This window comes from Prevotella sp. E13-27, assembly GCF_023217965.1.
Lineage (GTDB): Bacteria > Bacteroidota > Bacteroidia > Bacteroidales > Bacteroidaceae > Prevotella.
This window is the reverse complement of record NZ_JALPSC010000001.1, coordinates 1,083,911-1,106,248: the sequence shown is the minus strand read 5'-3', so window position 1 is coordinate 1,106,248 and position 22,338 is coordinate 1,083,911. Positions and strand designations below refer to the sequence as shown.

Annotated in this window: 19 protein-coding genes and 1 tRNA gene; 13 read left to right on the top strand and 7 right to left on the bottom strand. The window is 47.8% G+C overall.

The window, feature by feature from the left end:
• Nucleotides 1-88: 88 nt before the first annotated feature.
• From M1L52_RS04655 to M1L52_RS04640, 4 genes are all read right to left on the bottom strand, one after another.
• Nucleotides 89-277 (bottom strand): hypothetical protein, encoded by a 189-nt coding sequence (locus M1L52_RS04655; RefSeq protein ID WP_248613749.1) that lies wholly within the window; start codon nt 275-277, stop codon nt 89-91.
• Entirely contained in the window at nt 265-1,257 is a 993-nt protein-coding gene (locus tag M1L52_RS04650; RefSeq protein WP_248613747.1) for a hypothetical protein, read from the bottom strand. Before M1L52_RS04650 ends, M1L52_RS04655 begins: the two co-directional genes overlap by 13 nt.
• A 224-nt stretch (nt 1,258-1,481) precedes the next feature.
• Complete coding sequence (locus M1L52_RS04645) at nt 1,482-3,209, bottom strand: tetratricopeptide repeat protein (protein WP_248613744.1); 1,728 nt, start codon at nt 3,207-3,209, stop codon at nt 1,482-1,484.
• A 249-nt stretch (nt 3,210-3,458) separates the two neighbouring features.
• Complete coding sequence (locus M1L52_RS04640) at nt 3,459-5,819, bottom strand: polyribonucleotide nucleotidyltransferase (protein ID WP_248613742.1); 2,361 nt, start codon at nt 5,817-5,819, stop codon at nt 3,459-3,461.
• A 190-nt stretch (nt 5,820-6,009) separates the two neighbouring features.
• Here M1L52_RS04640 and M1L52_RS04635 point away from each other — a divergent pair, with 190 nt between their 5' ends.
• From M1L52_RS04635 to M1L52_RS04590, 10 genes are all read left to right on the top strand, one after another.
• Nucleotides 6,010-7,146: a TlpA disulfide reductase family protein gene (locus tag M1L52_RS04635; RefSeq protein WP_248613741.1), complete on the top strand. Its 1,137-nt coding sequence runs from the start codon at nt 6,010-6,012 to the stop codon at nt 7,144-7,146.
• Between the two features lie 24 nt (nt 7,147-7,170).
• Nucleotides 7,171-7,698 carry a hypothetical protein gene (locus M1L52_RS04630; RefSeq protein ID WP_262917935.1) on the top strand — a complete coding sequence of 176 codons (528 nt, stop codon included), beginning with the start codon at nt 7,171-7,173 and terminating at the stop codon, nt 7,696-7,698.
• Nucleotides 7,695-10,112, top strand: a complete 2,418-nt coding sequence (locus tag M1L52_RS04625; protein WP_248613739.1) for a DUF3160 domain-containing protein — start codon at nt 7,695-7,697, stop codon at nt 10,110-10,112. The genes M1L52_RS04630 and M1L52_RS04625 overlap by 4 nt, the downstream gene beginning before the upstream one ends.
• Nucleotides 10,081-11,019: a CapA family protein gene (locus tag M1L52_RS04620; protein ID WP_317231472.1), complete on the top strand. Its 939-nt coding sequence runs from the start codon at nt 10,081-10,083 to the stop codon at nt 11,017-11,019. Before M1L52_RS04625 ends, M1L52_RS04620 begins: the two co-directional genes overlap by 32 nt.
• 40 nt (nt 11,020-11,059) lie before the next feature.
• Complete coding sequence (locus tag M1L52_RS04615) at nt 11,060-11,566, top strand: RNA polymerase sigma factor (protein WP_248613737.1); 507 nt, start codon at nt 11,060-11,062, stop codon at nt 11,564-11,566.
• Entirely contained in the window at nt 11,556-12,110 is a 555-nt protein-coding gene (locus tag M1L52_RS04610; protein ID WP_248613735.1) for a hypothetical protein, read from the top strand. The genes M1L52_RS04615 and M1L52_RS04610 overlap by 11 nt, the downstream gene beginning before the upstream one ends.
• On the top strand, nt 12,107-12,616 hold the full coding sequence (locus M1L52_RS04605) for a DUF4252 domain-containing protein (protein WP_248613733.1): 510 nt from the start codon (nt 12,107-12,109) through the stop codon (nt 12,614-12,616). The genes M1L52_RS04610 and M1L52_RS04605 overlap by 4 nt, the downstream gene beginning before the upstream one ends.
• 378 nt (nt 12,617-12,994) lie before the next feature.
• Nucleotides 12,995-13,216, top strand: a complete 222-nt coding sequence (locus M1L52_RS04600) for a helix-turn-helix domain-containing protein (RefSeq protein ID WP_248613731.1) — start codon at nt 12,995-12,997, stop codon at nt 13,214-13,216.
• A complete protein-coding gene (locus M1L52_RS04595; protein ID WP_248613730.1) occupies nt 13,203-13,511 on the top strand; it encodes a HipA N-terminal domain-containing protein in 309 nt (102 codons plus the stop codon). The genes M1L52_RS04600 and M1L52_RS04595 overlap by 14 nt, the downstream gene beginning before the upstream one ends.
• Before the next feature lie 2 nt (nt 13,512-13,513).
• Nucleotides 13,514-14,521 carry a type II toxin-antitoxin system HipA family toxin gene (locus tag M1L52_RS04590; RefSeq protein ID WP_248613728.1) on the top strand — a complete coding sequence of 336 codons (1,008 nt, stop codon included), beginning with the start codon at nt 13,514-13,516 and terminating at the stop codon, nt 14,519-14,521.
• A 66-nt stretch (nt 14,522-14,587) separates the two neighbouring features.
• Here M1L52_RS04590 and M1L52_RS04585 read toward each other — a convergent pair.
• A tRNA-Ile gene (locus M1L52_RS04585) sits at nt 14,588-14,661 on the bottom strand.
• 117 nt (nt 14,662-14,778) lie between these two features.
• Here M1L52_RS04585 and M1L52_RS04580 point away from each other — a divergent pair.
• From M1L52_RS04580 to M1L52_RS04570, 3 genes are all read left to right on the top strand, one after another.
• Nucleotides 14,779-15,735: a bifunctional riboflavin kinase/FAD synthetase gene (locus M1L52_RS04580; protein WP_248613726.1), complete on the top strand. Its 957-nt coding sequence runs from the start codon at nt 14,779-14,781 to the stop codon at nt 15,733-15,735.
• Nucleotides 15,736-15,769: 34 nt separating this feature from the next.
• Nucleotides 15,770-16,558 carry a CPBP family intramembrane glutamic endopeptidase gene (locus M1L52_RS04575; RefSeq protein ID WP_248613723.1) on the top strand — a complete coding sequence of 263 codons (789 nt, stop codon included), beginning with the start codon at nt 15,770-15,772 and terminating at the stop codon, nt 16,556-16,558.
• A 171-nt stretch (nt 16,559-16,729) separates the two neighbouring features.
• On the top strand, nt 16,730-18,970 hold the full coding sequence (locus M1L52_RS04570; protein WP_248613720.1) for a DUF4842 domain-containing protein: 2,241 nt from the start codon (nt 16,730-16,732) through the stop codon (nt 18,968-18,970).
• A 48-nt stretch (nt 18,971-19,018) separates the two neighbouring features.
• On the opposite strand, the gene M1L52_RS04565 is transcribed toward M1L52_RS04570, so the two are convergent.
• Both M1L52_RS04565 and M1L52_RS04560 read right to left on the bottom strand, forming a co-directional pair.
• Nucleotides 19,019-20,188, bottom strand: coding sequence for an aspartyl protease family protein (locus M1L52_RS04565; RefSeq protein WP_248613718.1), 1,170 nt, complete (start codon nt 20,186-20,188; stop codon nt 19,019-19,021).
• A 38-nt stretch (nt 20,189-20,226) separates the two neighbouring features.
• A complete protein-coding gene (locus M1L52_RS04560; protein ID WP_248613716.1) occupies nt 20,227-22,332 on the bottom strand; it encodes a S46 family peptidase in 2,106 nt (701 codons plus the stop codon).
• Nucleotides 22,333-22,338: the final 6 nt, after the last annotated feature.

The following is a 22,338-nucleotide window of genomic DNA, read 5'->3' as shown; positions in this document are numbered from 1 at the left end:
GTTTAACTTCTCTCGGAGTAAAGTTTAACTTCTCTCCAAGAGATCTTACACTTCTCTTAAAGAGATCTTATTCTTCTCTTAATAAAGGTTATATTGTTGCATCGTCGTAGATAGCCTTAACATCCTTCATCGTCATTTCGTAGGCCTCCTCGGGTGTGTACAACTCCTTGTCCATGTCGGCGAATTCCTCGTCCATCTGCGTTACCTCTACGCCAGCTTTCTTGTCAGTATCATCGGTGCTCGCTTCGTAAATGATTTCTGATATTACAATTTCCATTTTTTAGTAATCTTTCTATCAGGCATTCTTACTTCAACGATGTAACATCCATGCGCAACATTGACAGGCAGCTGTAATCTATTACCACAGGCTTTTGCAATTACAATGCCATGCATATTAATTAAGAGTATTTCATTTACCTCTTCATCATCGACACATATATATTGTCCGTCTCTTCTGAATTTTACATCTTTGACAACGTTAGACTCAACCGATGTTAAACGATAGCCATTTCTTAATGACTCCCTAAGTTCTTCATCTTCTATAAAGTCCATCGTATCAATGGTATCTGAAGGAACGCCTCTGCCAAACCGATTTTCTGGTTCTGCAACAACATAGGCAAAATCCAAAAACAAAAGATTAAATGTAAACGGTCCCGTAAAATCATTTATTGGAAAGATATACTGTCCATCAAAAATTATTCTATACTCTCTATAATCTTCATACACGTGGAATGCAACATCATGGGTATTTACAAGGTCAAACTCTATTTTTGTATCACCGCCTGCTGCAAAATATGGAATGCCATTAGCTTCTCCACGCTCTATATCCAAATTTTCCACTGTTCCTCTTATTAGTTTAGGCTTTCGTGGAAGTACATCAAAAACGAGCCTCACTGTGTCTCTATTTCCGGCTTTATCTTCTGCATAAACATGCCCTATTATATATTTTGCATCACCTTTAATAAACTTTTCCGAATAACGCCAAGTATGCCACAATTCGATATTTGATGGTGATTTTACATGTAAGTCGATACAGCAACTGTCTTCCACAGCATTCAATGGTTCTCCGTTCGGATCAATCATAATCTTCCATGAAGCGTGTCTGTTATCTGCATAACGGAAGGTGCATTTCACACCTTCCGTTAATGTATCTGATTCTAAATATGAGCTTCCATCTTCATATTCACCAATAATATTCTGTGCTCTACTACCATAAGACCACAACATTGAAAACATTATTAAAAACAAATATTTCATAATTTCATCTCCTCATTAACTATTTTAACAACGTAGTAACTATAGTTATTATTTTGCAAATTTGTAAGAATTTTGAATTTTGAAGTTAACAAAAACACATCTGCAAAATTACTCTCGTTACCAAATTCTTGCAAACAATTAACTTCACAAAAACTTCACAATTCAATATTGCCGATTCCATCGAGAAGAACCAGTAAGGAGACAATTAATACAACTATAAAATATTAGAAGTTCTTTATAAAGTTATCAAATTCTGGGGCACTACCTTTCTTTTTCAGTATCTTCTCATAAAGACGTGAACGAGTCATACTAACTCCTTGTAACGACAAACACAGGATTTGTGCAATATTTTTCAAAGGAACACCAACCTTTATTAGATAGCACGTCCGCAATTCTATCTCACTTAGATTGCAAATAGTTAACAGACGACTTGTAAAACCATCATACACATCATCTATAAGACGTTCTAATTCTTTCCAGTCATTATCACTCATTCGAATATCACAATTATCTTTGCTTCTCGTGATATTACAATATACATTGGAATTCAAAAGAAGATTTCGAAGTGCTATATTTCGCTCCTGTATTTTCTGAATAGACTCATTCTCGGAATATAACCATGCTTTATCAAGCTTTATACGTTCTATTGCATTTAAGTCATGATTATCAAGTGCTTCAGACAACTGCTTTTCTAATACGGCAATACGTTTATTGTTCTCTTCTATTCTATCAACGCTCTGCATATATTTTCTCTGCTCCTCCATACGAAACAGCCGCTCACGTTCCAGTTCGCTTGATTTCTTATGATGATATTCTTTAAAAACAATTAAAGAAATCAACGACAATACAATTATTACAAATAGAATTATAATTAGCGTATTTGTCAACTTTTCATTTTCATGAACAGTCTTTTGTAACTTTGTATTAATGTTGTTATAATTAAATTGAGCCTGTACGCGCATAGTTTCTTCAGTTCGTGTTTGAGCTTGCAAAGAATCCAATGTAGAGACATACCTATGCAAGTAATCTATAGCATTGACAACGTTACCCTTTTCCTCTTCAATAGCGCTAAGCATAAATAGCATATCTGCACGTCCACGCAACTTCTCGTTTTCATAGACTTCTTTAAAATAGAACGCAGCTGAATCCAAATGATGCTGACCATAATGGAAATAGCCCCAATTAGCACTATTCATAGAGTCGCGTGACATATATTTAAGTGCATTGCCATATTCCTCAATCTGTATATAAATATCACTTATTTGCTGCTTGGCAGCAGGCAATATTAGGCTTGCAAGTTGCGAATTTTGTCCAAGGTCAATCGCCTTTTCATAAAAATATATAGCACTATCAGCATCGTTCTTTATCGTACTAACAAAAGCCATCTTATAAGAAGTCTGGGCCATACGAAGTGTATCTTTCATCGCATGAGCGATTTCATAGCAATGCTGATAATACGGAATACACTTATCTAACATTCGTTGATCAAAATAGAGATTACCTATAGCTTTCTCTACCCATCCTAACATAACGCTATCGTTTAGTTCCATAGAAATCTGCCTTGATGTCAAATAACATTCCATTGCCGACGGATAGTCCTCACCATTTTGGAATGCATTTCCAAGAAAAATGCAGGATAAACCATATTTCCGTATAGCACCACGGTTTTTGAAATACGAACTGAGGGAGTCCGCTAATGGCAAATCACTACCTGTTATTCCCGACCTAACAAATTTTTTACAAAGGCACAGCAGACGCGAATATGCATAAGAATCTTCGTCGTTATTTACAGAAGAATTCACAATATAGACGTCCAACAGACTGTCTGCACGTTTATAGTCACCACGCATATAGGCACTATCTGCCATGACTAATTCTGACGGATAACGCTTTTCTCCACACGAGATAAATGCTAATAATATAATAATAGGTAATAGACTGCGTTTCAACATATATTAATTTCGAATTATCAATAATCCAATTGCGATGCAAAGATATAAAATAATTACCAGAAAACACACGAAACACAAAAAATGAGGACACACCTTTCGATGTATCCTCATTATTATTGAATCTCCACTATAGCACTTGTTGCTTGCAAAGCTTTGCTATTTCAATCCCCCTCCCCTCGGGCGCTCGGCGCTTGCGACGCTTGGCTTGTCCAAGAATTGGTTAGGGGTGGGTTTTTAGGGGTCGGCTTTTTAGAAGTCCATGTGATCCAGGGCATCGCTGAAGTCCTTTGGCTCGCGGTCGGCCTGTGGCTCACGATACTCCTCCTGTCCGTGGTCGTGATGCTGATGGCGGTCGCCATGCTCAGGACGTGGACGACGCTCACCACGCTCAGGACGTGGACGGCGCTCGCCGCGCTCAGGACGTTCACCACGCTCGCGGCGTGCAGGACGCTCTACATAGCCCTCTGGCTTATCGATGAGCACACGGTGAGAGAGCTTGTACTTGCCAGTCTTTGGATCAATCTCAAGGAGCTTAACCTTAATCTTGTCGCCTTCCTTGATGCCAGCCTCCTCAACGGTCTCGAGGCGCTTCCAGTCGATCTCAGAGATATGGAGCAGACCATCCTTGCCAGGCATGATCTCTACGAAGCATCCGTAAGGCATGATAGAGCGTACGGTGCCCTCATAGATCTCGCCTACTTCAGGAATGGCAACGATAGCCTTGATCTTTGCCAGAGCAGCGTCGATAGACTCCTTGTCTGGACCAGACACCTGTACCTTGCCTACACCTTCCTCTTCGTCGATGGTGATAGTGGTCTTGGTGTCCTCCTGCATCTGCTGGATGATCTTACCGCCAGGGCCTATGACAGCACCGATGAACTCCTTAGGAATCTCGATCTGTACGATGCGTGGAACCTGTGGCTTGAAGTCGGCGCGTGGCTCAGCGATGGTGTCGGTGAGGCACTTCAGGATGTGCTCACGACCAGCCTTTGCCTGCATGAGAGCCTTCTCAAGGATGTCGAACGACAGACCGTCGCACTTGATATCCATCTGTGTAGCTGTCAGACCGTCCTTTGTACCAGTGGTCTTGAAGTCCATGTCGCCCAAGTGATCCTCGTCGCCAAGGATGTCGCTCAATACAGCGTACTTGTCCTCGCCAGGGTTCTTGATAAGACCCATTGCGATACCAGAGACAGGCTTCTTCATAGGAACACCTGCGTCCATCAGAGCCAGTGTGCCGGCACAAACGGTAGCCATTGATGAAGAGCCGTTAGACTCAAGAATCTGGCTAACGAGACGCACAGTGTAAGGGAAGTCAGCAGGAATCTGACCCTTCAATCCGCGCCATGCCAGGTGGCCGTGACCAATCTCACGACGGCCTACGCCGCGCTGAGCCTTAGCCTCGCCTGTGCAGAATGGAGGGAAGTTATAGTGGAGGAGGAAGCGCTGATAGCTCTTGTCGAGCACATCGTCAACCATCTTCTCGTCGAGCTTTGTACCGAGAGTACATGTAGAAAGGCTCTGTGTCTCACCACGTGTGAAGATAGCACTTCCGTGAGGCATTGGCAGAGCAGACACCTCGCACCAGATAGGACGTATGTCGGTAGTCTTACGACCATCGAGACGTATGCCCTCGTCGAGGATGCAACGGCGCATAGCGTCGCGCTCAACGTCGTGGTAGTAGCGGTCCATCATTGCGCTGTATTCGTCGTCGCTAATCTCGCCCTTAGCGTCCTCAGCCAGCTCAGCGCGCTCTGCGAAGAACTTCTCCTTGAAGTCCTCGAGAAGCTTCTCGAATGCATCGGCACGGTCCTGCTTTGGCAGAGCCTGCTTTGTGATGTCGTAGGCGGGCTGATAGAGCTCCTTGTTCATGCGCTCGCGCAGAGCCTCATCGTTAACCTCGTGGTTGTACTCACGCTTAACGTCCTTGCCAAGCTCCTTTGACAGCTCCTTCTGGAGTTCGCACATAGGCTTGATAGCCTCCATGGCAGCCTTCAGGGCACCGAGCAGGTCCTGCTCAGAGACCTCGTTCATCTCACCTTCCACCATCATGATGTTCTCAGCAGAAGCACCAACCATGATGTCCATGTCGGCCTGCTTCATCTGCTCGAAGGTAGGATCGATGACATACTCGCCGTTTATGCGAGCCACACGCACCTCACTGATGGGGCACTCGAAGGGGATATCTGAACATGCCAAAGCTGCTGAAGCGGCAAATCCAGCCAGTGCATCGGGCTGGTCAACGCCGTCGGCTGAGAGCAGCATGACATTGACAAAAACTTCTGCGTGATAGTTACTGGGGAAGAGTGGACGAAGAACGCGGTCCACGAGTCGCGATGTAAGGATTTCATTGTCTGAGGCTTTGCCTTCGCGCTTGGTGAATCCACCGGGGAAACGGCCGGCAGCACTGTACTGCTCACGATAATCTACCTGCAGAGGCATGAAATCTGTTCCGGGAACTGCATCTTTTGCGGCACAAACAGTGGCCAGAAGTACAGTGTTGTTCATCTTCAGCATGACAGCACCATCGGTCTGCTTTGCCACTTTCCCGGTCTCAATGGTGATGGTACGTCCATCAGCCAATTGAAGGGTCTTTGTAATTACGTTCATCTTGTTTAAAACATCTAAAAAATAAATAAAATGTGCGCTTTTGGCGCAAAAAGTCGGGCAAAGTTACACATTAATATATAAATCAACGAAATATAAACCAATTATTTCAGTTTTTTATGATTTTAAACCCTTCTTTGTGCAAGAAATAGTGTGGTTTTTAGTACTTTTGCCTGCAAAAACAAGAAAAGACATGAGAAAAATCATTTTAGCCGCACTCTGTCTGCTGACACTTGGAGCCTGCGACAACAATAGTGTGAAGTTCACTGTGGAAGGCACCGTGGAAGGTGCCAAGGACTCAATGCTCTACTTTGAGCACATGGCCCTGTCGGGCATGAAACTGCTTGACAGCGTTAAGCTTAGCGAAGACGGTGCCTTCTGTTTCAAGGCCGACACCACCGCCGCGCCGGAGTTCTACCGTCTGCGCATAGACAACCAGATCATCAACATCTCAATAGACTCCACGGAGACGGTTACGGTGAAAGCCCACTACCCCAACATGGCAGCCGACTATGAGGTGGAAGGCTCTGACAACTGTGAGAAGATACGTCAGCTGTCGCTGCTTCAGCAGGAGCTGCTGCGCAAGGCGATAGCCATCGACGAGAACCGCTATCTGGCTCCAAGCGTGGCACAGGACTCTCTAACACGCCTCATCAATGTCTATAAGCAGATGGTCACCGAGCAGTTCATCTATCAGGAGCCTAACAAGACCTACTCTTATTTCGCCCTGTTCCAGACACTCGGCCGCTGGCTTATCTTCGACCCTCAGACGAACTATGACGACCTGCGCACCTTTGCCGCCGTTGCCACATCGTGGGACACGTTCTACCCTGGTTCAGAGCGCGCACAGAACCTTCACAACATAGTTGTTGAGAAGCAGACAGAGCGCCGCAAAGCCATTGCCCGCATGATGAACAGCAACAACACACAGATAACAGAGCTGGGCATCATAGACCTTGTGTATGACGACAACCACGGCACGCCTCAGCAGCTCAGCTCGCTGAGGGGAAAGGTGGTATTGCTCGACTTCCACACGTTCACTATGAAAGAGTCAACACAGCGCATACTGATGCTGCGCGACCTCTACAACAAATACCACGACCGCGGACTGGAGATCTATCAGATAGCACTCGACCAGGACGAACACTTCTGGCGCCAGAAGACTCAGCACCTGCCATGGATCTGCGTGCGCGATGCCGATGGAGAGAGCGCAATCAAATATAACGTCTCATCGCTGCCGGAGTTCTTCACCATAGACCGCAACTGTCAGCTGCAGAAACGCAGCAGCCAGATGAAAGACCTGGAAGAGGAGATAAAGGCGATGCTGTGAGGTGAAAGATGAAAGATGAAAGATATGATTAGATTCGTTCTTTTTCTGTTTGCTCTCTTTCTAAACACAGAAATATGCCGTGGGACTGTGCCGGAAGAGATTCTGACGGACTTGCAGGCGGACAATGGTTTCACTCTCACCAAGACCCACGACTCTCTCTATTTCCTCAATGACTGGCGCCTGCCCTACCCCGTTTACCGCTTCTGCACAGGCGACGTGAACGGCGACGGCAAAGCCGAAGCTCTGGTTGGTGTGATAAAAAGCACTCGGTTCTATCCAGAGAAAGCGCGACGCATATTCATCTTCAAACTTGTAAACGGCAAGAAAGTTCGTCCGCTGTGGTTGGGCTCTAAGCTCGGAGGCATACTGAAGGATTTCCGATATGTTAACGGACGTGTGAGAAGTCTTGAAGCCTCGTCGGACAGTCTCTACTCCGTGGCAGACTGGCAATGGAGCGACTTCGGTCTTAAGTTTGAACGATTCCTTATTCATCGCACCGACAAAGCAACGGCTACCAGGATATTCCAAAACCAAATCAAATTTTACCAATGAAAAAAACTGTTCTATTAGCACTATTATCACTGCTCGTCACTTCTGCATGCAAGCAAACCACTACCACAGAAGCAGAAGCCATAGTGAAGCCTGCGGTGCTTGAAGTGGAAAAGCTGAAAGACAGTCTGGACCTACAGATGGACATTACCAATCTGTCGGTAAGCGAACTGCGCATACTGCGCAATGCTCCGGCTGCCAAGCGCGGCTATCCTTTCCGCGACTCCTACTTGAGAAGCACCTACTCCCAGACAACGTGGTACGACTCACTGGTGTGGCTCTTCGATGGTAAGATAGAAGAGAACTATGAGAAATTTGAGAAGAAGGACGACGAGACATGGCGCGACAACTACTACAGGATAGGCGACGAGTTGCATCTGCTCGACTACACCCAGGAGGAGCTTGACTTCATGAAGCGCGTGAAGGAGCGCGAAGACGAGCTGCTGAAGGATAACTTCAACGCTGGTGCCGACAAGCGTGTCAACGTGCAGAACATCATCAATCCCGGACTACTAAAGACTTTCGACCCACTGCTACAGCAACAGCTGGCACGCAACGGCTTTGCCATTGTTCCTACAAAGCACCAGCAACTGTTTCATGTATATGAGCAGAACGACTACCATCAGTTTCCTGCATTTGTCACCACCGACCTCTACCTGCAACTCTATCACCTCTACTTCGACGCCATGCTGCGCAATGTAGAGGAGCATAGGTTCTTCCCATTGCTTGACAAGTTCTGCAAACTTACACAGCAGGTAATCACCAACGACCAAACGCCCGACGACAGTGCTTACGACACGAAGGCTGCTAAGGACTGGCTCAATACCTACTTCACAGTGGCGAGAGCCCTGCTCCACGAAAAGGCACCTAACGGCGATGCCGATGCTCTGACGGAATATGAGCGCGTGATGAAGAGCGAGAACGGCTATTCGAAGTTCCTTGGCTACGAGAGTGTTCCTTTTGAATATAGTCTGTTTCGTCCGCGCGGACACTATACTCGCAACGACACTCTGAAGCGTTACTTCCGCACTATGATGTGGCTGCAGACAGTGCCTTTCAGCACCGATGTGCCTATGGACATGCTCAAGGTGACTGTTCTTGCCTCTAAGCTAAACAACAACCCATTGCTAAAAGACCTATATAGAAAGCTCACCGAGCCCATGGACTTCCTCATGGGACAGCCCGACGACGTGAGCGTGATGCAGGTGAGCAAGCTCGACATCATGGAGACATGTGATGTTGACCCCAACCTTTTGGGTAAAAAGATTGACGAGATAGCGGAGAAACAAACACGCATACGCCCAAAGTTCGCGCATACCAGCCGTAACAAGGTGCGCCTCATGCCTCAGCGCTATCAGCCCGATGCCGAGGTGCTGCAGGAGATGGTTGACTACAAATCGGAGACCTCTAAACGTCCCACACCCACAGGTCTCGATGTCTTTGCCGCTATGGGCGTGAGCAAGGCAGAGAAGATTCTCCTCGACGAGCAGAACGAGCCTCAGCGATGGAAGGGATATAAGGATGCGCTGAAGAAGATGAAGCTGCGCATGGACTCCATAAACTGGAACGACAATGTGTGCAACGTGTGGCTCTCTGCGCTAAAACTACTGAACCAGCAGGAAACGTCGGCACCCTATTTCATGCTCACTCCACAGTGGGAGAAGAAGAGTCTTAATGCCGCTCTTGCCTCATGGACAGAACTCAAGCACGATGCCATTCTCTATGCCAAACAGCCCATGGGTGCCGAGTGTGGCGGTGCCGGACCTCCCAACCCTGTGGTAAGGGGCTATGTGGAGCCAAACGTTAAGTTCTGGCAGCGCGCCATAAGTCTGCTGGAATCTACCGAGACACTGCTCAACACCTACGGTCTCACCACAGAGCGCTCAAAGACCATCACAACACGCATCAAGGAGATGGCAGAGTTTCTCTTGCAAGCAAGCGAGAAGGAACTGAAAGGCAAACTGCTCAGCGAGGAGGAATATGACCAATTGAAATACATAGGTGCCTCGTTTGAGAACATATCGCTCGAACTGATAAAAAACGACGATCAGCAGCTTTGGGAATGGAGTGCTGTGCAAGGTCCTGAGCGAAGCGTGGCTCTCGTTGCCGATGTATATACTGCCAATGCCGACAACAACCCTCAGAAGACCATACTCTACGAGGGTGTGGGCAATGCCGATGAGATATATGTCATCATCGAACTGCAGGGCTATCTCTACCTCATGCGCGGAGGTGTGTTCTCCTACAGAGAGTTTACCCGTCCCTACGGTGAACAGCGCATGAACGACGAGGAATGGCAGAAGAAACTGGAGACAGAGCCACGACTGGGCATTCCTGAATGGATGAAGGAGATAATAGTGCCAATGGAAGAAGCACCTGTAGATAATGAAGAGGTTTTTTACAGCTCTGGCTGTTAGCGTCATTGGGGCATGGATGGTTTGTGCCAACGCCCAATGCACCATAGTAATGACTGGCGACATACTGCTTGACCGCGGTGTGCGCCAGGTGATAGACCACCGGGGAGTGGATGCTCTTTTCTCAAGGAGCATCGACTCCCTTTTCCGTGAGGCTGATGTCGTGGTGGGCAACCTGGAGTGTCCTGCCACAAAGATTGAGTCGCCTGTGCAGAAGCGTTTCATCTTCCGCGCCGAACCTGAGTGGCTCTATGCACTGAAGAGGCATGGCATAACGCATCTTAACCTTGCCAACAACCACTCCATAGACCAGGGACGCGGCGGTCTCGCTGACACTTGGAAGAACATTGCCCTGGCTGGTATGACGCCCGTAGGGGCAGGCACCACAATGGAACAGGCTGCCCAACCGGTGCTGCTAACAAGGAGTCCGCGCAACGTGTGGCTCATAGCGTCGCTAAGACTGGCACTGGAAAACTGGGCTTATCTGGATAATAGACCAACGGTGAGTCAGGAGCCTTTCGAAAGACTGCTGTCGCGCATAAAACAGTTGAGGAAGAGCGACCCCACTGCCGTGATAATAGTGTCGCTCCACTGGGGAGGCGAACATACGCTGAAACCTGTGCCCAGTCAGCGCATAGATGCTCACAGACTCATTGATGCCGGTGCCGACCTGCTGGTGTGTCATCACACACACACCCTGCAGACAGTAGAGGAATACCACGGACGCATGATATACTACAGCATAGGCAACTTCATCTTCGACCAACAGAAACCTATGAACACCGAGGCGTGTGTGGTGAAGCTTCAAGTGGGCGAAGACTGCATTGCGGTAGAGACGGTGCCTATAGAAATAAGAAGATGTGCGCCACAGGTAATAGATAAAAATTTTTCGACAACTGTAACTTTTTAAAATCACAAACGTCTCTATATTTAGAGAGGATGAAAAGATAATGGACTTCCGCACCGACATACTGCCACTCAAAAACGAGCTATACAGACTGGCACTCCGCATCACTCTCAATCCTGCGGAGGCAGAAGATGTCGTGCAAGACACCATGATAAAGGTGTGGAAAAAGCGGGAGCAATGGGACAAGATAGAGTCGATAGAGGCTTTCTGCCTGACAATCTGCCGCAACTTGGCACTCGACAAGACAAGGCGCGCGGAGAACCAGAACGAACAGCTCAACGACACCCACGACCCACCTGACAGTTCATACGCCTCAAACCCGGAAGAACAAGCCGTACAGCGAGACCGGGTGGCACTGGTGAGACAACTCATTGACACACTGCCCGAGAAACAACGCTCTTGCATGCAACTGCGCGACATTGAGGGGAAAAGCTACAAAGAGATAGCCGAGGTGATGGGCATTAACGAACAACAGGTGAAGATAAACATCTTCCGAGCGCGACAAGCAATAAAACAGAAATTCATCGAAACAGAGAAATATGGACTATAAGTATATAGAACAACTGCTGGAACGCTACTTCGAAGGCGAGACAACGCTGAACGAAGAGCAGATACTGAAGACGTTCTTCTCACAGGATGAGAACGAACTGCCTCAGGAGCTAAGCCAGTATAAGCCGCTCTTCGCAGCCATGGAGCAAGAACCAGCACTGGGCAGCGACTTCGATGAGAGCATCCTTGCACTCATAGAAGAGAGCGAGGAGAAGACGGCAACGGCCATCGGCTCTGACGAGAAAGCAGAGCAGAAAGTGGTGAAAGCCCGCGTCATCACCATGAGAGACCGTCTGCAGCCACTATTCCGCGCCGCCGCCGCTGTGGCAATAGTGCTCACGCTGAGCAACGCGATGAACATCACCATGCAGCAACAGCAGCAGAGCGACGACATCAACTATGCCGAATACAAGGATACATATAACGATCCTGCCGTGGCATACGAGAAGATGGAGAACGCACTGGAGCTGATATCAGAAGGGTTCAGCCACGCACACAGGGCAGACTCCATGAGCACTGACTCACTCTACACAGAGCTGAAATGAAGACAAAGGTGATAATGACGCTCGTGGCAGTGTTCATGCAGCTGACAGCATTCGCACAACACTCGCCAGACTTTGCAGAAAAGTTCATGAGCATATATAACAACGACTCGACACTGGCATGCGTCACCATAAGTCCGAAGATGATGATGCAGCTCGTCAAGAAAAACGACGAGAAAGACTGTGACGAGAAGCGCCCGGAAAACATTCTCCAGGCCATATCAAAGCTGAAAAGCGCACGTATAGTCACCGGCAAAGCCGACTACTACGAAAAGGCCGAACAGCTGCTGATAAAAAACAACAAACGCTTTCTGCCAGGGCAGGACTACCAGACGGAAGAGCAACGGGGTGCCTTCTACACAAGAAAAGACAAGAAGGGACAGACGGTGGAGCTGATAATGCTCTATGCCGAACCAGAGAAAAAACTGTTCACGATAATCAATCTGACAGGCGATATTGACGAGGAATTTCTATGCTTTCTCTATAATAATAAAACATTCAAAAATTAAAACAATCATCTATCAGGAGTGTCTGTGAAGACTCCATCCTGAACAAAAAAGACCATTCCACCGATTTGCGAATGGTCTTTTTTTATTTAGTCAGAACTATGGTGTAGTATAGTCAGAGCTGTGGTGCAGTATAGTCAGAACTGTGGTACAGTTTAGTCAGTACTGCACCATAGCTTAGTCAGTACTACACCATAGGTTAGTCAGAACAACGCGAGAACAGACAGATAAAAATCGCAATATATTGGTATTTTACTATGGTCTAGTAGCTTTCCGAGTAAAACACATAGCAAAAAATCCCATTTTATTGCGATTTTTGCTTTGTGTTTGAAAAATAATTTCTATCTTTGTAGCCAAAATCGCAATATATTGGGAAAAGGTATGACACGAAAAGAAATTGGCAATGCAATTAAAGAACGACGTAAAAAACTCGGAATAAACCAACGGACATTGGCTGATTTGACTAATGTGGCTATCAATACTGTTGTAGCTATAGAGAGAGGAGACGGCAATCCACAACTTGCTACCTTGCTTACGATATTAGACACTTTGGGCCTGCAGGCAGATATTAACATAAAACAGCTGGATTATGAGACAATGTAAGGTTTATGTTCACGATGTAGAAGCTGGCATTCTGCAAGAGACGGACGCAAGAGAATACGTGTTCACTTATAGCGAGGACTACCATGGTGATCCTGTATGTTTGGCCATGCCCTTACGGAAAGAGTCATATCGCTCCGATCATCTTTTCCCATATTTTTATAATATGCTGTCTGAAGGTTCTAACCGTCAAGTTCAGTCTATGTTGCTTCACATCGATGAAAACGATGACTTTGGTATAATGCTGGCAACCGCTCAGCACGATGCCATTGGAGCCGTAACAGTTAAGCCCTTTTAATTATGATAGAGATAAACATATGTCCATCTACCTTGCAGGAAGGTTTTACAACTTATTCTCCTGCAGCTCGAAAACTACTGTTTGACGGAAAAGATGTTTCTCATATACTTGACTTTGACAGTCCTAATAACGACAGTGCCGACAATGAAGCCTACCTGAAAAATGTAGGGCGCATTTCGCTATCTGGTGTACAACCCAAGGCCAGTTTAGTGGTAAATGAAGAAGGTCGTTTGGTGAAGCCCACCGAAGATGAGCGAGGCACATACATCTTAAAACCTGCTCCATCGTCTTATGCCTTGCTCAACCGCATGTACTGTCCGTCCAACGAGCACCTGACTATGCAATTGGCCTCACAAATATATCATATTGAAACTGCGGCTAATGCCCTTTGCTTTTTCCGAGACGGTGAAGCTGCCTATCTTTGTCGGCGATTTGACGTTGGGCCAAATGGACAGAAATACAGTCAGGAAGATTTTGCTTCTCTTGCAGGACTGACAAATGCCAATGGTGGCAGCGACTACAAATACAACAATCTGAGTTACGAGGAATGCGCTGACATCATCCGTAAATTCGTCAAAGCAGCACCTGTAGAAATACTTAAGTTCTTCCGCATTATAGTGTTCAATTATCTTACACTAAACGATGATGCACACTTGAAAAACTTCTCACTTATCAATCGTGGTGATGGGGAATATCACCTTGCTCCCGCTTATGACCTCATAAATACCAGTCTGCATCTAAGCATGCCTCGCATCTTCGCTCTTGACAAGGGATTGTTCAAAGAGGGTATGCAGCTATCCGATACAAGAACCGTCGGACGAAAGGACTTTGAAGAGTTCGCTCATCGTATTGGATTGTCAGACAGACTGATAAAGCGAGAACTGGACTTTTTTGCCACGGAACATCTTCTGGCAAAGGAACTTATTGATCGTTCTTTCCTTTCTGAATCACTGAAACGAAGTTATTGGCTCTCGTACAACTATCGACGGGCTTCATTGACTTTTGACTGATTCGTAAAATCGTTTTCGATACGAAAAAAGGAGTTGCGCTGTTTGCGTAACTCCCTGTTTTTGAAGTGGGCCATCTAGGGCTTGAACCTAGGACCTCCAGATTATGAGTCTGTTGCTCTAACCAACTGAGCTAAAAGCCCGAATTCGAGTGCAAAGGTAAGGCAAAAAACTGATACTTCCAAATTTTTTTTGTAAAAAGACTCAAAAACGCCGCTTTTTAGCTACCTTTGCACCGTTTTTCCAGCATCGTCTGTGCAATGATAACAGTTTTCTATCCTTCCGAGACACCTGTTCCCAATGGTCGCTATGTGGCAACTATTGGCTTTTTCGATGGTGTTCATCGTGGTCATTGCCATGTGGTGGAGCGGCTGAAAAGTATGGCTCGCGAACAGCATAAACAGTCGATGCTAATAACCTTTGAGCACCATCCGCGACAGGTGGTCTGTCCCGACTGGCAGCCGCAACTGCTCACCTCGCTTGAAGAAAAGCAGGCTCTCTTGTCTGCCATGGATATTGACGTGCTTGTAGTACTGCGTTTCACTAAGTCTATGGCGGCTCTCTCTGCCCGACAGTTCATGGAGCAGGTACTTCTCCGTGACCTCCATGCCGACGTGTTGCTTACTGGTTATGACAATCGCTTCGGCCACGACCGTACGGAGGGTTTTGAAGACTATGTACGTTATGGCCGTGAACTAGGTATCAGCGTACTTTGTGCCGATGCCGTCGATGTAACAACTACCGGTTCTGATGGCGCTGGCAATTCTGTGCGTGTCAGCTCGTCGGTTGTGCGACGCATGCTTCAGGAAGGGCGTGTCGATGAGGCTGCCGTCTGTTTGGGGCGCTGCTACAGTCTTATGGGAACTGTTGTCCACGGTGAGCAGATAGGCAGCAGCTTGGGCTTCCCCACTGCAAATATGGAGGTTGCCGATGAGAACCGTCTCATCCCTGCATCAGGTGTATATGCCGTGCGTGTCGATGTTGATGGCAAAGGCTATATTGGTGTAATGAATATTGGCTGTCGTCCCACGTTCGGCATTCATAACCAAACACTTGAGGTGAACATCCTTGATTTCTCGGGCGACATCTACGGTCATCACATCAATGTGAGTTTCGTTAGTCGTCTGCGTGAGGAGAAGCATTTCAGTTCGCGTGAAACCCTTGTCAATCAGATGACTATCGACGTGGCAAAAGCTCGCGCTATCTTAAACAAATGATTTGTATTATTACGAAATTATTGAATAGAATACGATGAAAAAAGCCATTAGTTATACACTTATCTTCCTTGGCATACAGTTGCTGGTGTCAGGCATCATCACAGTTGCATTACAGTTCATTGATGGCGGTAGCCTTTTGAAGTCTCCATACGTACCCATAGTGTCAATGCTCGTGTTTTCAGTTGTCAGCCTGATGGTGTTCATCCGCTTGGGATGGGCCGCTCCCACTCGCGACTATCTTCTCTCGCGTCCGTGGTTCGTGGTTTTCTGGTCGGTGCTGGCTGCCCTTGGCTCAGTTATTCCTTCCATAGCATTCCAGGAGCAGTTGCCCGAGCTACCCAACTTCATCGAGGATGAGATGAGTCAGATATTCAGCACCCGTGGAGGATATTTTATAGTGTGTCTGCTCGTGCCATTGGTTGAAGAGCTGGTGTTCCGTGGAGCCGTGCTTCGTGCTCTGCTGGCATCTAAGCCAAAGCTCGACGGTGCGGCTGAGAACAGGCGCCACTGGATCATGATAGCCATCTCTGCGTTGTTATTCTCGTTGGCCCACCTCAATCCGGCGCAAATGATTCACGCGTTCTTTATCGGCTTGCTCCTTGGATGGATGTACTATCGCACAAATAGCATCGTGCCAGGCGTAGTGTTCCACTGGGTCAACAACACCGTGGCGTTCGTGCTTTACATCTTCTATCCCAGTGACGACATTCGTCTTATAGACATCTTTACTACTCAGCATCACGTCATCCTTGCCGTCCTGTTCTCGCTGCTTATTCTTCTCCCATCACTCTATCAGCTGCACCTTTGGATGAAGAGAGGGTAATCAAAAACTGGGCTGCAATGTTAAGAAATAGGACAATTTAAATATTATTAACTGACAAATAGTTGATTCACACAATAATATATAGTAATTTTGCAGCGGTTGATTAATTAACACAATAAAAATTACGGGGATTCAAGCCTATGACATCTCCCCGAAAATCAAATAGAATTTATGAATTATTTCTCTTTTGCAAAAGGAATGACTGTGATGGCAATAGCCTTTGCCGCTGCAAGTTGTTCACACGAAACCGACCTTTACGACCAGAGCCGTAAAGAAAAGGAAAGCACTGAAAACTTTAAGAACTTTGTGCTTGGCGGTCGCGAGGTTGACCCCAATCAGACATGGAGCACAAGCAGTTCTGTTCAGTTGACAATAAACTCTGTGATTGCTGAAGGAACACTTAAGGTCTATGCTGCAAGCCCTGTTGGTCAGAATGTCGCTCCAATCTATGTTGGAACGATTGCCAAGCAGGAGCAGAAGACCATCACCGTGGCATGTCCTAACGACGTGACACGCCTGTATGTTGCTGTCTATGACTCACAGAACTACATGCGCTACGAGACCGTAAACGTTACTGGCAGCGACCTGAAGGTAAGCTTCGATGCCGAGGAGGCAGCAGCACGCAACATGACACGCGGCGTGTTCAAGGCAAAGTCATATAGCAGCAGCTTCAACTTCCCATCAATGGCTGACGACGAGAACTTCCTCAGCGCAGTGCCTGCAGGAGTGAAGAGCTACGACGAAGTGGGTCAGTGGGGTTATGACATCGGCACCAGCTATATCGACGAGAGTCACACTGGCGGCGTGAACATCTGGGGAAAATGGGACGGTTCGAAGACCTCAGGCGGTAAGCTCTATATCAAGGGCTACAACGACTACAGCAACCGCCAATTCTATGTTGCTTCCAACACCGAAGTGTATCTCATTGAGGGTGCAACACTTATTATCAGTGCTGGCGATGCAGGTAACCTTCAGGGCGGTGACAACTACTACCTTGCCAAGGGCGCAAAGATTATTGCCAAAGGCGAACTGAAGGTCAACAACGGTCTTCACATGTATAACAAGGGTACCATAGAGGCTCCGAAGCTCAGCGTCAACAACACCAGCTTGCTTTACAACGCAAACATAGTGAAGGTTGACGGTGAGATTAGCGTAGAGAACAACCAATCTGTCATTGTCAATGACAACGAGATTACTGCCGGAAGCATGCACACAGCAGGTTCTGGTCACTTCCTCAACACAGGCAAGTGTGAGATCAGCGGTCAGGCCTTTGTGAACAGCAACAACAACTCATGGGTTAACAACGGTTACTACCACTGTAACAACTTCAAGTATGAGGGTGGCTCATGGAACGTCATCAACAACTGTAAGCTTGTTTGCGACGAGGACTTCTATATGAACCTCGGTCAGAACCAGGGCGAGTTCAAACTCGACGGAAGCGTGGAGGCAAAGAACATGTTCCACGGCATTGGCTACACCAAGATGACAGGAAAGTCAATCTTCAAGATAGCAGAGACCATCACCTGCCATGCTGATGCTGACGGCTGCTATTTCGGCTTCTACGGTCCTGAGACCGATGCCAACGGCTATGCTGTCGTACAGGCAAAGAAGATTACTGCCACAAGCCTCACACAGCGCCGCTCAATCACATACCGTAACTACCTCATCGTGGCTACTAACAACCACTGGGAGCAGTGCGACAAGTATGACAGCTCTGTCAACGGCAACTATCCTTACTGGGATCAGGGTGACAACGTGAAGATGTCACTGAAGAGCAAGGACGACATCACCGAGACCATAGAGGCTACCGAGTGTAACGCAGGCATCAGCGGAAAGAGCGCCATCGTAATAGAGGAGCCAACAATGTACTATTACTACGCATTTGAGGACCTGGGTACTACCGACGACTTCGACTTCAACGACGTCATTGTACGCCTGTCAGCACCTGTCAAAGGCGAGTCAACACTGGAGATTGTTGCTGCAGGTGGTACTATGGAGACCTATGTCACCTATGGCGAGGGCAGTGAGCCTATACGCGTAGGTGCAGAAGTACACAGCGCCATGGGTGCCAGCTCAGTAAAGACGATGGTCAACACCGACAAGGTAGATACTAACCACTTCGCCATACTGGGCACCATCGAGATCAGCGACAATGCAAAGGTTGACCAGCTGCCTATCGGCATCGAGGTGAAAGGCAGCAAAGGCGAGACCGTCAGAGTGACACGCAAGGTGGAAACAGGTAAGTCACCACTCGTCATCGTAGTCAGCGGCGACGAGAACGGCAAGTGGTTCTGGCCTACAGAGCGCGTGAACATCACCGCTGCCTATGCAGACTTCGGTGAATGGGGCGCTAACGTAAGCAACTATAAGGACTGGTATCGCACACCAAGCGGTTCGGTGGTGAATTATTAGGAGAGGTGAGAGGTTAGAAGCTAGAGGTGAGAGGTTAGAGGTGAGTGGTTACCACTCCATGTAAACCTCTTTCTGGAAACCGCGCCTGTCGCGCACGATAACACGATAGACATGTCCGATTATCGGACGGAAAGAAATATAGTCGGCGAAAGAATTAATAGTTCTTTCGTCGGCTTTTATTATAATGTCTCCCTGACGGAGACCTGCCTTGTAGGCCTCGCTCTTGTCCCACACGAGACCAACTACAGGCTTACCTTTTTCGTTGACAATGGCCTTCTTAAGCTGCTCATTGGCAACAACACAATAGTCATTGTCGGTATATGGCTGGAAGATGACACGCTTACGGCGCGGATTGAACACCACGGCACCATATCGCAACAGAGGAGCACCGATATGGGAGCCGCCCTGCGTGGTAAGAGTATGCACATCGCAGAATCCGAACTCTCCGAAGGCAAGACGGTCTAAAGCAAGAAATGCCACAGGTCCTGACGGTTCGGTGCCATGAAGACCTATGGCATAGCGCCCATAGGTGCGTCCTTCTACCTGTTTAGGGTTCTGAGCCACACAGAAACGCTCTGCGGCCTCGTAGCTCGCCCATTTCATGGCGTATAGGTGTCTGCTACCAGTATCGAAAAGAACGCGCTCCTTGAAGCCTCTAAACGGCTCTATGGTGATGTATGGCACGTGATAGTTGAGCTTATATCGCAAAGAATAGCCTTTTTCCTTGTCGAAGAACTTCTTCCGGTCGGTAATGATGAGCCGTCGGTGCTCCACGTCAACCTTCATCAGCAGTCCGCGGTTCACGATGTCAAAGCCCAGGATGCCATCGATGCCGCTACGTTTCACGGCACGATGTTGCAACGTGGCACGCAATCCGGTAAACGTGATACGTCCGAGATATACTGATGGGAGCTTCATCACAGCAACGGTGTCGGTGTGGCCTACTGCATCGTGGGAGAGAATAAAACCGTCGGGCACGCAGCCGCTGATAGGGCTATCGTCATAGACCACCGCCTGACTGGCACCGGTGTCGAGCAGGAAGCGCAGTGTGTCGCCACCTACGACGACGGGTACCATCACGCGGTCGTGGTCGAACTCGATGCTAAGCGTGTCAGCGAAATTGCGCTCAGAGACAGTGAAATCCAAATTATAACCGCCTGACTGTGCATCAGCAACGACACACAGCCAGGCGGCCATTATAATAATTAGATTTCTCACCTCTTACTTCTCACCTCTAACTTCTAACCTCTAACCTCTCACTTCTCACCTCTCACCTCTCTCAACAGACGATCGGCATGTCCCCAACGGTCCATCATGAAGAGCACGTAGCGTATGTCAACACCTATGCAGCGTGCAAGCTGAGAGTCGAAGAAGATGTCACTCGACAGTGAGTCCCAGTTGCCATCGAAGGCCAGTCCGATGAGACGGTTCTTACCATCGAACATAGGTGAACCGGAGTTACCACCGGTGATGTCGTTGGTAGTAAGGAAGCAGAGCTGCATCTCGCCCGTCTTCGTGTCACGGTATGGGTTAGCCTTCTTTGCGTCAGAGGCATCAGAGAGCAGGGTCTTCATCTCAGGTTCCACGCGATAGTCCTCGATCTTGTCACCCAGTACCATCTTCTGGTACATGCTTGACGCAGCGGTGTAATAGCCTGATTTCCAGCCACCTAACTTATATTCCTTTACCTGACCATAGCTCAGACGCATGGTGAAGTTGGCATCGCTGTAGTGTGGCAGGTCTTCCTCCATGCGCAGCTTGGCAGCACAGAGCAACTGCTCCTGACGGTTAATGTCATCGTTGAGCTTCTTCAGCTCCTTGTTTATCTTGCTGATAATCTTTGACACGCTGCGGCCATAGGCAACACCCACCTCACGGTACATATTAGGCTTCTGGGTGTGGAGCACCTTACCGCTCTTCATCACCTTTGACTTCTTATACAGATGGTTTACGAACTTCTCGTAGTTACCCTTGTATTTTCCCTCTATAGTCTTATAGAAGTCGGGCAGATAGGCCTCGTCAGTAACTTTGGCACGATAATTCTTCAGCAATGCCACGAGTATGTCCTTGTCGGTATCGACATCGAACGTTTCACGATTGTCTTTTACTGTGAAATAGCGCTCACCGTTAGACACAGCCCTAGACACCGCCATGGCACGTGTTGTCAACTCGTCATTGCCACGGAAAGTCTCCATCCAGTACATACGCAGCTTTCTCAGCTCCAGACGCTTCTCATAGAGCTTAGCCATCTTGTCGAAGTCGAGCTGTCCGCTATAGTGGCCAGTGGAGTCCATCCACGCCTTCAGCTGAAGCTCGAACTGCTGTTTCTGCTTAATGAGGCCAATGGAGTCAATACATTTGTTCATGCCAATGGAGTTCTTCCAGTAGTTTGAGCTGTGCGCATATTTCGAGTCATATTTTATGCGTACTGCCTCAGAGGCATCCATGTGGCGCTTCATCACCTCCTGTTTCACGCCACGCACCTGTGCACGGATGGCATTCTCAGCATAGCGCTCAGTGATGCCATAGCTGGAGAGATAGCGCGACGTAGAGCCAGGATAGCCGATGGTCATAGAGAATGTGCCTTCCTTATATCCCTCGTCTGACACACGAGCCCAGTGCTCTGGATGATAGGGCACATTGTCCTTGGAGTATTCTGCCGGACCATTAGTCTTGGGGTCGGCATAGATGCGGAACACGGAGAAGTCGCAGGTCTGGCGCGGCCACATCCAGTTGTCGGTCTCACCACCAAACTTACCCATAGACTTAGGAATGGTGAACACCAGACGCAGGTCGGTGAAGTCACGATAGGTAGTGGCGAAATAGCGGTTGCCCTCGTAGAAAGGCTTCAGCTCCAGGCGCAGTGTGGAGTCCTGCTTCTTCACATCCTTCGACCATGCGTTCTCAAGCGAATCAAGATAGGTCTCACGCTGAGCATGGGTCATCTTTTTGAAAGCGTTGGTAATGACCTTGTCGGTGACGTCTTTCTGTTCCACCATGAACGATACGAACATGTTCTTGTTTGGCAGCTCTTCCTCGTAAGACTTCGCACAGAAGCCATTGAGCATATAGTCATGTTCCACGGTAGAGTGAGAGCGTATAGCCTCGAAGCCGCAGTGGTGGTTGGTGAAGACAAGACCGTCGGGCGATACCACCACGCCTGAGCAATAGCCAGAGAAGTTAACAACCGACTTCATGATGGCATCATCAGCCTGATAGAGCTGTTCATAGGGCAGCTCATAGCCCTCGCTTTTCATTTTCTCATAGACAGCCTGTGGCAGGTTGTAGAGTGTCCACATGCCTTCATCGGCATAGGCACCCAACGACAGCATGCAGACAGCTGTCAGTAATAGTTTCTTCATCTTAAT

Excerpts from the sequence above, each read along its gene's own strand:
- M1L52_RS04655 (WP_248613749.1), bottom strand. The coding sequence starts at position 277 with ATGGAAATTGTAATATCAGAAATCATTTACGAAGCGAGCACCGATGAT.
- M1L52_RS04650 (WP_248613747.1), bottom strand. The coding sequence starts at position 1,257 with ATGAAATATTTGTTTTTAATAATGTTTTCAATGTTGTGGTCTTATGGT.
- M1L52_RS04645 (WP_248613744.1), bottom strand. The coding sequence starts at position 3,209 with ATGTTGAAACGCAGTCTATTACCTATTATTATATTATTAGCATTTATC.
- M1L52_RS04640 (WP_248613742.1), bottom strand. The coding sequence starts at position 5,819 with ATGAACGTAATTACAAAGACCCTTCAATTGGCTGATGGACGTACCATC.
- M1L52_RS04635 (WP_248613741.1), top strand. The coding sequence starts at position 6,010 with ATGAGAAAAATCATTTTAGCCGCACTCTGTCTGCTGACACTTGGAGCC.
- M1L52_RS04630 (WP_262917935.1), top strand. The coding sequence starts at position 7,171 with ATGATTAGATTCGTTCTTTTTCTGTTTGCTCTCTTTCTAAACACAGAA.
- M1L52_RS04625 (WP_248613739.1), top strand. The coding sequence starts at position 7,695 with ATGAAAAAAACTGTTCTATTAGCACTATTATCACTGCTCGTCACTTCT.
- M1L52_RS04620 (WP_317231472.1), top strand. The coding sequence starts at position 10,081 with ATGAAGAGGTTTTTTACAGCTCTGGCTGTTAGCGTCATTGGGGCATGG.
- M1L52_RS04615 (WP_248613737.1), top strand. The coding sequence starts at position 11,060 with ATGGACTTCCGCACCGACATACTGCCACTCAAAAACGAGCTATACAGA.
- M1L52_RS04610 (WP_248613735.1), top strand. The coding sequence starts at position 11,556 with ATGGACTATAAGTATATAGAACAACTGCTGGAACGCTACTTCGAAGGC.
- M1L52_RS04605 (WP_248613733.1), top strand. The coding sequence starts at position 12,107 with ATGAAGACAAAGGTGATAATGACGCTCGTGGCAGTGTTCATGCAGCTG.
- M1L52_RS04600 (WP_248613731.1), top strand. The coding sequence starts at position 12,995 with ATGACACGAAAAGAAATTGGCAATGCAATTAAAGAACGACGTAAAAAA.
- M1L52_RS04595 (WP_248613730.1), top strand. The coding sequence starts at position 13,203 with ATGAGACAATGTAAGGTTTATGTTCACGATGTAGAAGCTGGCATTCTG.
- M1L52_RS04590 (WP_248613728.1), top strand. The coding sequence starts at position 13,514 with ATGATAGAGATAAACATATGTCCATCTACCTTGCAGGAAGGTTTTACA.
- M1L52_RS04580 (WP_248613726.1), top strand. The coding sequence starts at position 14,779 with ATGATAACAGTTTTCTATCCTTCCGAGACACCTGTTCCCAATGGTCGC.
- M1L52_RS04575 (WP_248613723.1), top strand. The coding sequence starts at position 15,770 with ATGAAAAAAGCCATTAGTTATACACTTATCTTCCTTGGCATACAGTTG.
- M1L52_RS04570 (WP_248613720.1), top strand. The coding sequence starts at position 16,730 with ATGAATTATTTCTCTTTTGCAAAAGGAATGACTGTGATGGCAATAGCC.
- M1L52_RS04560 (WP_248613716.1), bottom strand. The coding sequence starts at position 22,332 with ATGAAGAAACTATTACTGACAGCTGTCTGCATGCTGTCGTTGGGTGCC.